Origin of the sequence: Methylophilus sp. Leaf408 (assembly GCF_916856905.1) — a bacterium.
Lineage (GTDB): Bacteria > Pseudomonadota > Gammaproteobacteria > Burkholderiales > Methylophilaceae > Methylophilus.
Genome location: NZ_CAKASK010000002.1, coordinates 59,694 through 75,830, shown reverse-complemented (window position 1 = coordinate 75,830; position 16,137 = coordinate 59,694). Strand labels below are relative to the sequence as shown.

3 protein-coding genes are annotated in these 16,137 nt (G+C 46.1%); 2 read left to right on the top strand and 1 reads right to left on the bottom strand.

Annotated elements, in window-relative coordinates; translation table 11 throughout:
* Window positions 1–26 precede the first annotated feature (26 nt).
* Window positions 27–1,166, bottom strand: coding sequence for a lipopolysaccharide assembly protein LapB (locus tag LPA26_RS11180; protein WP_229008413.1), 1,140 nt, complete (start codon window positions 1,164–1,166; stop codon window positions 27–29).
* A 194-nt stretch (window positions 1,167–1,360) separates the two neighbouring features.
* Here LPA26_RS11180 and LPA26_RS11175 point away from each other — a divergent pair, with 194 nt between their 5' ends.
* A complete protein-coding gene (locus LPA26_RS11175) occupies window positions 1,361–14,992 on the top strand; it encodes a LysM peptidoglycan-binding domain-containing protein (protein WP_229008412.1) in 13,632 nt (4,543 codons plus the stop codon).
* Window positions 14,989–15,378, top strand: a complete 390-nt coding sequence (locus tag LPA26_RS11170) for a hypothetical protein (protein ID WP_229008411.1) — start codon at window positions 14,989–14,991, stop codon at window positions 15,376–15,378. Before LPA26_RS11175 ends, LPA26_RS11170 begins: the two co-directional genes overlap by 4 nt.
* The last annotated feature ends 759 nt before the right edge of the window (window positions 15,379–16,137 follow it).

Genomic DNA, 16,137 nt, shown 5'->3' with positions numbered 1-16,137 from the left:
TCGCAAGAGCTAAAAACTGCTAGCTATCAATGTAGCGTTTGATCTGATTGCTTGAATTGCGTAATAAACTGCCTCAGGCTCAAATTATTGATAATGTCCGGGTTATCCAAAATATTGTCAATAATCTGATTCGCTTCATCTGTGTTGCCATTCGCTTGCGCAATGAGCGCTCGCGCATAATTGCCTGAGAAGGAAGATCGATCCAGGCGTAAAGCGATTTGCATTTCAGTTTGTGCTAAATGAAGTTGACCTTGCATCACGGCTAGCACAGCCAATGTGCCATGATTTTCCGAGAATGTATCATCAATCTCTAAAGCTTTCTTTACGGTTTGTTCCGCTTTTAACAGATTGCCTTGACTAATGTAGCACCAGGCTAGCGCCTGGTAAGTGCCTAAATGCTGGGGTATATGTTCAATGGCTGTGTTAAAACTTTGTTCTGCTTCTTGTAGCTTATTTTGCATCATGAATGTCATGGCCTTGCCCAGCCATGCGCGGCCATTTTTTTGATTTAATTGCAAAGCCTGATCAAAGTGCTGTAATGCCCGCAAGTCGTCCTGTTTACTTAATGCTGCAGTACCCATGCTGGTATGCGCAAGTGCAAAGGCTGGGTTGGATTGCAATGCCAACGCCGCATGTGTTTCAGCAGCAGAAAAATCATTGTTATCTACGTAAAGTGAAGACAGTAACTCGTGCACTTTGCCGTCCGCTTGGTTAATCTCCAATGCCTGCTTGGCAATATCAATTGCCTGATCTAATTCTTCAACTTCATACAGCATGCGAATCTGCAAATGTGTCATTTGCGGAAGGTTTGCATAGTGATCAATTGCATCACTCAGCAAGTTAAGTGCTGCTGCCGGTGCTTGTTTTAACGCCAGGCAATATGCCAGGTTGTAGCGAATGACAGGACTATCAGGCTCCTGCTGATTAAGTATCTCAAACAGCTTCAAAGCCTCATCAATATTACCTGACGATAACAGACTCAATGCTTTAACAGAAAGTAATCTTGTTGAAGTTGGTTCTATAGATAACCCTTTGTCACACAGTACAATCGCCTCTTCCAGTTTCGCTAACGATTGTGCTAAGTCCGCGGCTTCACTGATCAAGTGAAGGTTGTTTGGATCGGACTCCAAAAAATTAAGGTAGCGCTGATATTGATCGTGACTCATGTCTATACTTTGAATGATTTTTTTGGTGAATTAGTGTAACTCAATATTTTGTAAAAATAGTTTCTTTATAAAATTTTCTATATTTCGCTAAACATTTTCAAAAAAGTCTGGATAAGTTGTTTTGATAGAGGAGAAGTTGTGTGTTGTGTTGCACGACTTGATCACTGATAAACAATAATCCGGAAGGTGTTGGTATGGTTGCATTAGTCACTGGTAATGGTGTTGGCCTTGGTAATAGCTCTGCAAGTGTATTGGGCCAGGCAGGTCAGTTAGGGATAGGTCAGTTACCAGGAGCTGCAGGGAACGCCTATGTGAATGCCAGTAACGGCAACCTGATCATCCAGCGCCAGGATGAGTTGTTGATAGGCCGTGGTCCTGATATCGGGGTCTACCAGACCTATAATAGCAAGGGGACGTTGGACTTCGATAATGGCGACAACTGGCAGTTATCTCTCTATCGCCAAATATCAGGATTAACAGGTAGTGGTGTCAATACAGCTGGCAGTACGATCACCCGCACAAGTGGGGATGGCACGACGTCTATTTATACTTATGATGACGTCAGCCGTAAATACATCAGTAAAGATGGTTCTGGTAGTTACGATACCTTAAGCTATAATTCCGCCAGCAAGGTGTGGACCTGGCAAGATGGTGATAGCCGGATCACCGAGAGCTATAGCACATCAGACGCCACAGTCAGTGGCACCAGCAAGTGGCGTATAACCACGGTTACTGATCTGGACAATAACAGGCTCACCTACAGTTATAACACGACAACTGGCCTCACTGACCTGATAGACACGGTGGCCACAGAGAATGGTGAGGTCACCAAGTTAATCTACAACAATAACAAGCAGCTTGTACGCATTGACGTTATTCAGGGAAGCGTCACAACCTCGCGCGTCAGTTACGCATATGACGGCAATAATAGATTATCGCAAGTCACCACAGACTTAACCCCTGAAACAGCTGGCGACAGCAAGACCTATGTCACGACCTATACTTATGTCGACAGTACCAGCAAGCAAATAGCCAGTATCAGCAACAGTGACGGCACTAAAGTAGGCTTCAGTTATGACGGTTCAGGCCGTGTCACCGGGATTAAGGATTACACTGCTAGCGATAGTAGTGAGAGTCACACCACCATAATCAGTTATGGCAGCTCCAGCACTACGATTACTACGACCAATAATGCGAACGTAAGTCAGGTGACTACACTCACCTATGATGCCAATGGTCAGCTCACTAACCTGCAAGGCCCCTCACAGAGTGGACAGAATAGCAGTTACATTTACAACAGCAATGGTGATGTAGTACAGGTCACCGATAACCGCGGTCACTGGACCAAATACACTTACGATACCAAAGGTAACCAGGTAAGCAGCCAGGACAACCTGGGTAATACGGTCACTAAGACCTATGGCGCTAACAATCAGTTATTAAGCCAGACGACCTATACAACGCCTGACGCCAATGTCAGTGATAGTGTGTTGGCAGCAAGTGGCGCGCAAACTACCTACTATGTATACAGTACCAATGGCAAGAACCAATTACGTTTTAGCATCAGCCCAGAAGGTCGGGTGACCGAGTACCGCTATAACAGCAATGGTCAGGTAGAGAGTACCCTGCAATATGCGGCAGGGACGTTTGATGTGAGTGCGCTTGCAAGTTCATCGCAAGACTTCAGTAGCAATGCCGATGGTTTCATTCAGTCTCCTCTCCCGGATGGATATGCGCTGGTCAGTGGTGCCCTGCAGGTGAGCTCCAAGCGTCAAACGACAACTACCTATCCGTTTCTTAGTACGGCGTCACAGCCATTGGGTACGCGATTTACCGCAGAAGTCACGACCCAAGCATTAAGTCCGTTTTTGCTGAGTATTGGTGTCACTGCCGGTCAATATTTAACTCCTGATTATCGACGTCAATGGGTGACCTTGCATGGTAGCTCTTTACAACTAGATACTCGGATTGGCGGTAACTCTTATGCATCCCCCATCGGTACAGTAAAGGCCAACACCACCTATGTTGTTGAAGCTGTGACTGAAAGCAATGGCGACAGCACACTCTACTTCTACGAGAAAGGTCAACCCCGAGAGACTGGTTATGCTAGTCAAATCAATCTGGGTAGCAGTAACCCAAGTTTCTCCATGCAGACCTTCAATGGACCTGGTGCGGCTTCTGCCTCTATAACTACGAATACCATCCGTGTGGATAATTTGCAGATGCAGATGATGCCACAGGAACTTGCTTTGGTGAGCTGGGTTAATAGTCAGGACTTAAGCAAATTGCAGCGTACTGATTATGTGTACGATCTTTTAGGGCAAATCAGTCAGCAGAAAACTTATACAGCAACAGATGCAAGCACAGGTGTCGGTCTAACCAGCGGCCAGATGGTAACGCAGTACACCTATGATTCTGCAGGTAACTTGCGCCAGAAGATTGACCCGCGTGGTACGGCTACGGGTACAGTCAATGACTATCTGACCAGCTACAGCTACGATGGGCTGAACCGCCTGACCGTGAGTAAGCAGTACGACTCTACCGGATTGGAAGCTCGAAGTGTGTCTACTGTGACTGCCTATAACGAAGGCAATCGTCAAATCACGTTGACTCTGGCCAATGGTTTGGTTACTACAAGCACCTATGACTTGGCAGGCAGGTTGATGTCGGTACAGAAGTCCGAGGCCAGTACTTCTAACCTGGGTACCATCAGCTACGCTTATGACAAGCTAAACAACCTGCGCACGGTGACCGATGAATTAGGCAACATCACCTATTACCTGTACGACAGTGCAAACCGCAAGGTAGGTGAGATCGATGAGAACAAGAACCTGACCGAGTGGGTATATAACGCAAATGGCCAGGTCATCCGCACCATTCAATATAACAAACCTGTAACAGCCACCCTTAGTGCTGCTACTGCACTGACTAACATGCTAACCACTAGTGGCATCAGAATTAAAGATGCCGCCAATGACCGTATCGCGCATAAGCTTTATGATGCCGCCGGTCGCCTGGCAAAAGAAATTGATGGCTTGGGTTATGTGACTGAGTACCAGTATGACGGTGCGGGTCGCCTGTTGAAGACCATTGAATATGCGAATGCATTGAGTACTACCCAGTTGAATGCCATTAATGCAGCAACGACTGAGATACTGCCATCTAACAGTAATACCCTCTCTGTGTCAGACAGTAGCAATGACCGGGTCAGCCGTAACCTGTATGACAAAGATGGCGAGTTGGTAGGTACTTTGGATGCGGAAGGTTACTTGACCGAATACATCTATGACCAGGCAGGTCGTCAGCTTGAGAAAATCCGCTATGCCCCAAAGATTGCGTCAACTAACTGGGGAGTTGAGGATTTAGCTTCGCTGAGAAATATCGTTTTCTCTGCGGACGAAGACACTCTTGGGGACCTGACCACCAAGTATATTTATGATGCAAGTGGTCGGCTTGTAGGGGTAGTGGATGCTGAAAACTATCTTACTGAATATGAATATGATTTGTCGGGTAATAAAGTTCAGGAAATACGTTATGGGACCAGGGTTTTTCATTGGGCGGGTAATACTATTGCTCAGACTCGACCTGAAAGAAGAGCTGATGACTATAGTGTCTCCTATTCCTATGACATGAATGGAAAACTAACGCTCAAGGATATCCAACCTGATGGGCTGCTGACTCGTTACGCATATGATAGTGTGGGTAATCTGCTAATTACTTTGAAAGGGGAGTATGGCGGGTCATCACAAAATCAGCGTGCAGTTATGCGAAATTATGACAGCCGCGGTAACCTGATTGCCGAGTTGAGTGGTGAAGGTGTGATTGCGTTACTGGCTCTGGGATCTACACCTCAACAGCCCCAGGTAGACAGTATATGGAACACATATGGTACACGCTATATCTACGACAACGCAGGCCGCCTGATTAACAAAGTTGAACCTAATGGCATAAATGCCACTGGTAACAGGACCCTGTATTACTATGACAAAGAAGGCAAGCTGATCTACACGATCAATCCGTTGGGTGAAGTGACCGGTACGGAATACAACAGCTTTGATCAGGTTATTAAAACACGTCGCTACAATATCCGTATTTCTGCGGCGACATTAGCAAACTTAAACGGTGGATTGGCTGCGATTCCTGCGGCCACGATCACTGCGTTGCAGAACGGTGGTGCGAGCGATATTCAGCTAGGCTATGACAAGCGAGGGCAGCTGATCAGCACAACTGATGAACTGCTGAACGTTAATAGCCGTAGCTATAACGCCTTCGGTGAGATCAAAGATCGTACAGACAAGACAGAGGGTACGAATACTGTCGTTACCCGCTACGAGTATGACCGTCGAGGGTTACTTGGCAAGACCACAGAAGATTACTCCGAAACTAATGGCATCAACCGCATTACCCAAGCAGTTTATGATGCGTATGGACGGGTGATCCAGACGACCGATGGGCGTAACAATCTGACCAATTTCATCTACGACCGCTTAGGCCGTACTGTAACAACTACTGATGCGTTAAGTAACTACACTACAGTGACTTACGATGCGTTTGACCGCAAAGTGAGTCAAGTGGATGCAAGAGGCAACATCACTAATTGGAGCTACAACGCAACTGACCGTAGTATGACGATGACCACCCCTGAGGGTATAAGTGTGGTGACCATCCGGAATCATTTTGGTGAGGTAGTTGAAGTCCGTGATGGAGGTGGCAGCGTCACTACGTATAAATACAATACAGATGGGCAGCTCACCCTCACCACAGAAGATAGTGGTGCCAATAAACTCAATCTAGCCAGTGAGACAATTTACGACAAAGCCGGGCGTGTGTACCAGACTAAGGATGCCAAAGGCACAGTCACACAATATAGTTATGATGCGGTCAACCGTGTCTTCAGCAAGACCATAGATCCGACCAGCGTTAATCCATCTGGCCTCAACTTAGTCACCAGCTACCTCTATGATGCACAGGGCCGCCAGATATGGACTAAAGATGCTAAGGGTGTCTGGACCAAGATGGATTATGACAAGAAGGGTCAACTCACCTTAGTCACCACAGATCCGACTACCATCCCGAACTCAAATGCATTCACTGTACTGACAGGCACCACAGCGAATGCAAGCGGACTCAATCTGAAGACTAGTTATACCTATGATGCCAGGGGCAAGAAGCTGACGTTGGTTGAAGGTTACGACACGGATTCCGCCCGCAACACCCAATACAAATATGACAAGTTAGGCCGCTTGATTGAGAACATTGTGGATCCAGGCAATGACAAACTCAACCTGACCACCAAGTATATCTACGACCAGAACGACAATGTTGTACTGAAGACGGATGCGAGTGGTAACAAGACTGTCTATACCTATGATGCGAATGACCGGCTGGAATATACGGTAGATGCCCTGGGCTATGTCGAACGAAACTTCTATGATGGCAATGGCAACCTGATCAAGACCCGTGCGTTTAGAAACCCGTTGACAGCAGCAACCCTGAGCAGCTTGCAGGGGACTCCAGTCGGTGCAACGGTTAATATCTCTGACAACAATGATGACCGAGTCACGCGCTATGGCTATGACAAGGACAATCGCCTGACTTATACCACCGATGCCGAATGGTCTGTCACACGTAATGAGTACGACGCCAATGGCAATGTAGTGAAACGTACACGTTATGCGACCAAGGCGGCTGGTATCTCTGAGACAGGCGGAGCGCCGAATGTTTCAAACAATACTGCTGACCGTATTGAGCAAACCGTCTATGACGCTGCTAATCGTGCTACTTACAGTATTGACGCAGAAAAGTATGTCACTCGCCTGGAATACGATGTCTCCGGCAATGTCATCAAGAAAACCAAATACGCAACAGCGTTGACGACGTTGCCGGCGATTGGCGTAGCACCTGCGCCAGCAACCAGTGGTAATGATCAGGTTACGCAATATGGTTATGACAGGAATAACCGGTTAACAGATGAAACCCGTGCTGCAGGTTCAGCAGAAACCGTCACCACACATTATGACTATGATGCATTAGGCAATCAGGTCAAGATGACCGAAGCCTATAACACAACCGATGCGCGTATCACGCAGCAGACTTTTGATAAGGCTGGCCGCAAGGTTGAAGCCATAGACGCTTTGGGCAATAAAACCAAGACAGAATACAACGCAGCCGGTTACATTGTGAAAGTTACCGATGCGTTGGGTAACGCGGGTTACTTCTTCACCGATGGCGCAGGACGTGTCACCTTGCAGGTGGACCCTGAAGAGGCGGTGACGCAGACGCAGTATGATGGGCTGGGGAATGTGACCCAGGTCTTGCGATTTGCGGGCAAGATTCAGACGTTTGGTACGGGCACGCTAAGTATAAATGCGAAGATACAGGTGGGTGGCACTCCACCGACGGATGGTGTGTACGTAGCGATTGATATAACCAAGGACCAGAAGCAGACTTTTGAGTACGATAAGCTGGGTCAAAAACGCTTCGTCAAGACCTGGATAGGGGCGACTAGCAGCACTGTCACAGCAGATTACTACACTGAGGAATATACCTATACAGCCTTTGGCGATGTGGAAAAATACACCGCACGTAATGGTTTGGTCACTACCTACACTTATGACAAGCAAAGTCGTAAGAAGGCGGAAAGCTTTGGTGGCATCCTGGTTAGAAACTCAACTAACACAGGCGACATCACCCTTAAAAACACCTTCAACTATAACTGGCTTGGTGACCTAGTCAACAAGACTGAAGCTGATGGTGCATTGACCACCCGCACGACCGCTTACGGATATGACAAGCTGGGTCGTCTGGAGAGAACAAACCAGAGTGTACAAACCACCACCGGTGTGAGTGCGCCTGCGATCACGCAGAAGACTTATGATGCCCGTGGCAATGTCATTGCTGAAAAGGATGCCAATGGTAACTGGACTTATACTTACTACGACAAACAAGACCGTCGTATAGCCAGTGCCAAGGCAGATGGTAGCTATACCGTCTGGGAATATGGTGCTCTAAGCAATATAAGTAAAGAAACCAAATACGCCAATAAAATCCAGACCAGTGGCACTGGAACACTGACTGCGACAAGTAGTATTCAGCCAGTGGGATCGGCGTTGGGCGGTAATACGGTGTTTGTGATTACCGACAGTGCTAATGATCGCGTCACTGAGTATCAGTATGACAAGGTAAGCCGTCAGACGGAAACCAAAATCAGCGGCATCATCACTGGTACGTATAACACCGCGACGCAAGAATATTCAGATGACACTAGCAATATCACAACTAAGACTGAGTATGATCCGCTGGGTAATATCATCAGGCAGACGGACGCCAATGGCTATGTGACCTATAGCTGGTATAACAAGGCTGGGCAAGTGGTTGCCAAGGTAGATGCGGAAGGCTATGCGATTATCTGGGATCGGGATGTGTATGGCAATATAATTAAAGAGACGCGATATGCAACCAGGCCAGAGAGTGCTGCGACCAATCCGCTGACCATTAATAATGCTACAACCCTCACTCAACTGCTGAATACGGCCCGCACGCTTGACAGCACTGATGACCGTATCACCACTATCGGCTATGACAAACTGAACCGGGTCAGTACTGAGACAGTGGCCAATGTATTGCATGGTCAAGTAGATGGTGTGACGGGCAATCTGAGTGATGCCAGCGGTAACGCTGCGCCTACTGGCAGTGTGACGGTACGTAGAGATGTAACCACCAGCTATAAATACGATGGCTTAAACAACATCATTGAGAAGACCGATGGAGCCAGTGCTATTACCAACTGGGAGTTTGACGGTCTGGGTCGTGAGCGTAGCGTCATCAATCCGCAGTTTACTGATTTTGAAGGCAATGCAGTCAGAACGCGTACAGATAAAGAGTACGATGGTCTGAACAATTTAACCCGAGAGTTGCGCCGTGGCCGGGATAATGCGGTTGAAACGGATGAGCAGATCACGACCTATACTTATGGTGTGGGTGGCCGTCTAATAAGTGAGAAAGATGCCACTAATGCAGTGACTACCTATGAGTACGACCTCAATGGCAATGTGACCAAAGAAAGGCTGCTGGGCAGGGTGAATGCGAATGGGGATAGCGTAGATGATGTGACTATCTACACGTACGATGCGTTAAATCGCCAAGTAAAGACCACTGACCAAGGTACAGGTGTGATACAGGAGGTTCAGTACAACAGCTTTAGTCAGATCACAGGTAAGCGTACTTACACGGGTGCCACCCCAGCATCAACAAGCTGGGATGAGTACAGTGTATATGACCGTGCAGGTAAGGTGTGGAAGTCTAACTCGGGCGACGGTGTAACTAAAGTCTACATTAACGATAGAAATGGTAATGCCACGGCAACCATCACCAGCACGGTGGATGTGAGCAGCATGACCTTAAGTGCTATACGCGCTCTGTCAAGTGAACAGGTAATGTATACCTATAGTGTCTATGATAAGAAGAATCAGCGTGTTACAACCATACAACCAGAATTCGATGTTAGTGGTAGGACACCTTACACTACAAATCCTATACTCGGAGGTAACTTATCTTTAGGCTATGGCCCTGCATCTGTGTTGTTTGATTGGGAAAGACGCGAGAGAGAGGGATTTGTCGTCAAAGATTATTACTTAAAACCTAAACTGACTATCCCTGAGACCTTAGGTCTGCCTGGAAATACAAGACTTGAAATGACTGTGGTAGCCACGAATTGGGCAAGCTACACGCGCTATGCCACAGTCATCGTGCAAGAGGGGGGCCTTTCAAGTCAGTTAGCACCGTTTTATATCGGCTCTTTCGACGACGTGAATGTCACGCTTTCAGTCACCATGAGGCTGATACAAAGCAGCCTACAGGGAGATATTTTATTAGCTACGCCAACGTTTAATGGCGGGTTGAATCAAACTGCCTATTTTAATGTTCCTAAGAAGTTGTATATTGCTAACCAGCCTTATGTGCCAGGCGATTCGGCAAAAAGTACGGACAAAATTTTACTTTCTTACCGGCCAGCGGGGACTAATCAGCCGTATACCACTGTAGCTGTGCCGAACGTGACTAATATGTCAAGCGTCAGGATAGGTGGGCTATTTGCATTTGATTTGGCGACACTAGTACCAGCTGGCAACTATGAGTATGAATATGTTGCGCTCAATAGTGCAGGTCAAATATTGAACCAGCAAAGCAGCAGCTTGAATACAAGTATCCCTGCTACACCAACACGGGCAGATCAAGCACCAATCGAGTTTAGAGACGTCGGTAGGGCAATCTTCAGCAATACATCTATTAGTAACATGTCCTCTGGGTTACAACTCATCAATCAGGGAGCAAACGCTACGAGTGTTGTCATGCGGTACCGCCTGAAAGACATTGGCGGTGATTGGATCACTCCAACGACTAGCTTTGCTGCCAACACTGCCACCACGGGTTTCGGAGCCGGTAGTTTTGTACTTAATCCTACGGGACTAAGTGGCATGGCCAATGGTAACAACTATGAAGTGCAGTTTGATATTAAAGACAGTAGCAATGCGATCCTGCGTACAGTTGCAGGGGTGGTGAGCAAGGATAGCGGAGGTTACTTCAGTATAGGCGCGCTGACTAATACTGCCACATCCTCAACGCCCATTATAGTCGAGATTAAACGCTCACAAGCTTACAATGCGTTTGGCGAAATCGTCAGTGAAACAGATGGTCGGGGCAATGTAACCAGTTATACCTATAACACCATGGGGGCAATGACGAAAAAGACCGCACCTAAAGTTAACATCACCAAAGAAAATGGTGAGGTGGATACGAATGCTACACCAACGACAGAATACATTTATGATGCGATTGGTCGCGTGATTGCGGTGAAAGATGCCAATGGCAATCTCAATACGCAAGTATGGCGGGCAGGATCAACCGCTGATGGCAATATCACCTTAGAGAAACACGCCGATAGTGGCCTTAAAAAGGCAGGTTTTGATATTTTTGGCAACAAACGTACTGAGTTTGATGAACTCGCCACTGGATTCAGTAACTCAGTAGCAGATGCCATTCATCGCACTGACTACACATACGACAAAGAAAATCGGCTGACTAAAGTTGAACATCAAGCGCGTAGTGGCAGTGGTATACGTAGCGTTGATGAATATACCTATGATGTAGCTGATAATCGTATCAGTCATAAAAATGCTAACGGCGATACCGAGAAGACTTTTTACGATAGTTTAGGTCGCGTCACCAAAACCACCAGTTTCATGAAACTGGAAACCAACAACTTCGAGACCAATTATTCTTATACCTATATCAACAATATTGTAGGGGTTGGCGGTGCAACAGTGGGTGGCTGGCAGAAAACCACTATCGATGCAACAGGTCGCACCTTGGTTGACAAGACTGACACGTTCAATCGTGTCACTTGGCACCAGGATTTAGGCGGACATCAGTTCACTTACGTATACAACCAGGCAGGCTGGCTTACAAGCCAGACCAGCTTGGGATCAGGCTCTCAATACAGCGGCCAAAATATTGTTTATAGCTACTACAACAACGGCAATATCAAAGCCATACACGATAAAGCCTTGGGCATGTACACTTATTACGAATACGATAAGGATGGTAATCGCTCCTTTGAAGGCTATATCAGCCTTAATGACGCATCCAACTTAGCTGCCGGAGGGAAAAACTCCTATCAGTATGCTGTTATTGAATACGATGCAATGAATCGCATCACTAGCATGGGGGATCCTAAGGCAAATATTCTTTATGAATATGATGCAGTGGGAAACCGGCGCATGGTTAAGAGCATTTATCATGACGGTGCCAATGGCAGTCCGCAAGAGCAGACATACTGGTATAAATATGACAGCATGAATCGCTTCCTAATCACCATGGGGACACTCAGTGGCACCAGGGGCGTTGCAGGCACAACAATCACAACTGGTACATCAGGCACTAATACTACGGCAAGTAACAGCGATGGTGTGTCTATCATGTACAACGTTGCCGGACAGCGGGTAAGTGCATTTAATGCCAAAAGGGGAAGTGTCGAAACCTATACCTATACCAACGATGGGTATTTAGAGAATGTTTACATTAAAGAAAGTAATCAGAGTAACGCAGTACTTAGAAGCAGTCGTGTGAACGATGTTTTAGGGCGCGTGACCAGTTATGTAGAAAGAAATGCTGGCAATGCCCAGACCTACAGTAAAACGATTGATTACGACAAAGATAGTAGAGTAATCAAAGAAACTGGGAAGGACGGGGCGACTAACTTCACCACTAACTATACTTACTACACTGATAGTTCTGACACAGTGAGTACTGCGGTGACAGCGGGTGTCGGGCAATTGGCCAAAATTGTGAGTGTGAACGGTAGTACAACCGTTAATACCACCTATCAATATCAATACTGGGATGAGGCTAAACAATTAACGATCACCGAAAACGGATATAACCCTGCACTTGGTAACAGCAATCAGGCATGGAAACCTGGCTATTCTGATTTAAAGTATGACGTAAACGGTCATTTGAAAGGGGCATACGACTACTTTGAGAATCGTAGTTTCCGTTATGTGAGTGATGCACAGGGCCTGATTCTTTCAAGAGATGAGGTTGCTGGCACCACAACGCAAATCAATCGTGTCCAACGCTACTATTATGTAGATGGAAAGCGTGTTGGAGATGTAGGCAATAGTGGTGATGTGCGTACAGACTATGTACAGGCCATGGCAAAACGGCAACAGGCAAAAATCGATTATAAGAATTTCAAGCCTATCTCCAGTGCGGACTTTGACCAAAACTATGAACCTATCAGTCCAAGCTACCCTAGCTTTGCAGCAACAGCTTACACAGTCAAGAGCGGTGATAACCTGCAAAGTATTGCGCGCAGCGTGTGGGGCGATGCAGACATGTGGTACCTGATTGCAGATGCCAATGGTCTGGACAGCGGAAGCACACTAACGGCAGGTCAAGTATTAGTGATCCCTAACAAGGTTACTAATATCCATAACAATAGTGGTACTTACCGTGTATATAACCCAGGAGAGGCGATTGGAGATGTTAATCCAACACTGCCTACAGCACCTGAGCCACCCAAGAAGAAAGAGAAATGCGGTGGATTCGCACAGCTGATTGTGGCTGCAGTCACCATTGCAGTGACAGTCATGACATATGGTACTTATGGTGCGCTAGGCAGCGCAGCATTAGGTAACTTAGCCGGACAAGTCGCAGGCAATGCGCTGGGTGTACAACAGGGATTTGACTTCAAGAGCTTTGCGACATCCGTTGCTACTGCAGGGGTAGCAGATGGCTTGCTGGGGCCTGCCACTAACCCTTCAGGCATGATTGGTAACGCAATCAAAAATGTAGTTGGGACTGGTTACACAGCCATCGCTGTGCGTGCAGCGGTTGGTAATGTCATAGGCCAAGGTGTAGGCAATATCACCGGCACGCAAAAAGGCTTTAGCTGGAGCAGTGTTGCTGTGTCTGGAATTGGCGCAACTGCTGCTGCTTTTGCAACCAATCAGGTAGGGCTCACAAAGTTTGATGCACAAGGGCAGATACAGCCGAATGAAACGACGTTTGGTGCTGACTTTGGTCGGGCTGCTGTAGATGCAGGCTCTTTCGCACTCTCTCAGTTAGTGATAAAAGGTGGCAAGATCAACTGGCAGCAGGTGGCTACCGATACTGTCACAAATCTGATTCAGAATCGAGCAGAAAGTAACGCGATAGAAGAAAATACTAAGGCGGCTAAAAAACAAAAAGCCTCTCAAGACTCTAATAATGTATCTAAAGGTATTATCCTTAGCCAAGCTACAGGGGTAGGCATATCTTTTAATGCTGACCAGGTAGAAAATGCTATATCGACTGAAGAAATTATGAAGTCACCTGTGCAAAAAGGTGGATTGGACGTGACATGGACAGACTCTCCTCAGCGTTCTGCAGTTAAAAATGGAGGGCTGTATGCATCCATGGATGGCGTACCAAATGAAGTGAGAGAGCCAAATTTACAGTTAATCAACCCGGTGCAATTGACTGGTAAGAGATATTCAGACTCAACCGGTACGAGTTTGAATTCAAAGCTTGAAAATACATTCGGTTTCCCAACCGATTCTTTAATCTCTGTTTTTAAAATCTCGGGGGCTGGTGGGGTACACGAGTCAATCACCGAAGAGGCGGCAAAGAATGCCGGGGTGCGTTATGACTCTGCGTTGAAAAAAGGAGTACGTTGGCCCGATGTTCCATCAGATAAGCCGGGAGAGACGAGTTACTGGAACTTGTTAAGTAATGAGGTATCAAGAAAGCCGGGTTCTATCGTGGACGAGTCACATAATGGAACAAAACAATTTTGGCATAGCATGACGCCAAACGGAAGCGGTTATACAAATGCCGAAGTGCGTGATTTAATTGTGAACCAAGCCGTTTCTTGGTACGAAAAGGCACTTAAGGATAATAATCCCTTCTATGTTGGTAATATTTTACATATGGTTCAGGACTCTTACTCACTATCTCACGTAACTCGGAATGAACAAGGAGCAATTTTACGCTTCCAAAGTTACGATCAGCAGATTCCTGATAAACATGGAGTGATGGATAAAATACCAATGTTTGGAACATGGCGAGATGTTCCCGGCGCAGAACAGGCATTAAATGCGTCCACAGATATACTAACTTTATTCAAGAATAAAGTTAGTTCTGCTGAGCTTAAAAATTATCTTAACATGAATGTATATAAAATAGCCCCAGGAGTTACTGGGTTGACTGCGGGAGGATCGGAACTACGATTCCAGAAAAAACAACCGGTGCCTTATTATGGCGATATATCGATTAATAATTTGAGATGAATAGTAAATCACTATTGTTAAGTTTAGTTTTATGTCAATCAATCATGATACTTTTATTAAGTGGCTGTGGTTTTGATGAAAGTTTTGATGCTTGTTTATTAGATAAGCCTCCTAAGTCAGCTAAAGTACATTCGACACATGCTATTGATTTTTATGTGTATCCGGATGCAGTGCCTAAGAGTTTTACTGGATGTCAAAAGGTTTGGTTGGAAGATGGGGGCTTGCTTACTTTCTTACGATATAAAAATGGCTTAATTTCAGATGTGGAACTCAATGAGCCTGATCAAAAGAAAATTATTTGTAAATTCAGCCATAGTGATTTGTTTGAGGGGCCTAGTGATAAATGCCTACCGTACAAAAAATGGACAATATTTAACACTCAGTGAACGTCCCATATGCTAGTCAGAGAGAGGTCACCATTTATAGAGAGACTCAAGGTTAACGCCTTGGGTCTTTTTGTTTTATGGCGTTTTTAGGTGAGGATGGGGCTAGTAAGGTAATGTGATTTTGCAGGATCTGCCTTCCTTGTGATGAGGGGTAAGTTTTAAAGCGTTTACGACGCGCCAGTTTTTGTCAGCTTCAATGCCTTCAGATGTTTGAGAATGCCTCTTTGATTGGAGTTTTATTCTTAAGTTTTTACATCTGAAAGGGCGCAAGCCATGGCAAAAAGCGCAGATAACTATCTTAAAAATAAAGGTATTTTACCCCACCCCAAAAAAAGCAGGTGTCAGTAAAGGGGTTTGCTTCTCCAAAAAATAATTCTTTTAGGGTCAAAAGCCTTCTGATGGCTTTGGTTTCTGGTCTCAGCGGTCACCACGCCCAGGCATCCGATTCTGATGTGCCGGATGGTCAAACTGTCGATAACGCAGTGATTGAGAATGGCGATATATAACGTGTTAGTGGCACAGCGATTAATACTAGAGTGCGCGGCAGAGGACTAATAACAGCCTCAATAGTTAATACGTCAATAATGGCGGCCGCGAAGAAAACACGGTGGTCGAAGCAGATGAATTTCAATGGGTGCTGCCCGGAGGTACCTCAAAAAATACCACGGTACAAAATGGGGGCATCATGTCGACGGCTACCAAAAGTGTTGATGTCATCATGCTAGTAAACCTTATCGTAGAATCTGGTGGTGTGGCTCG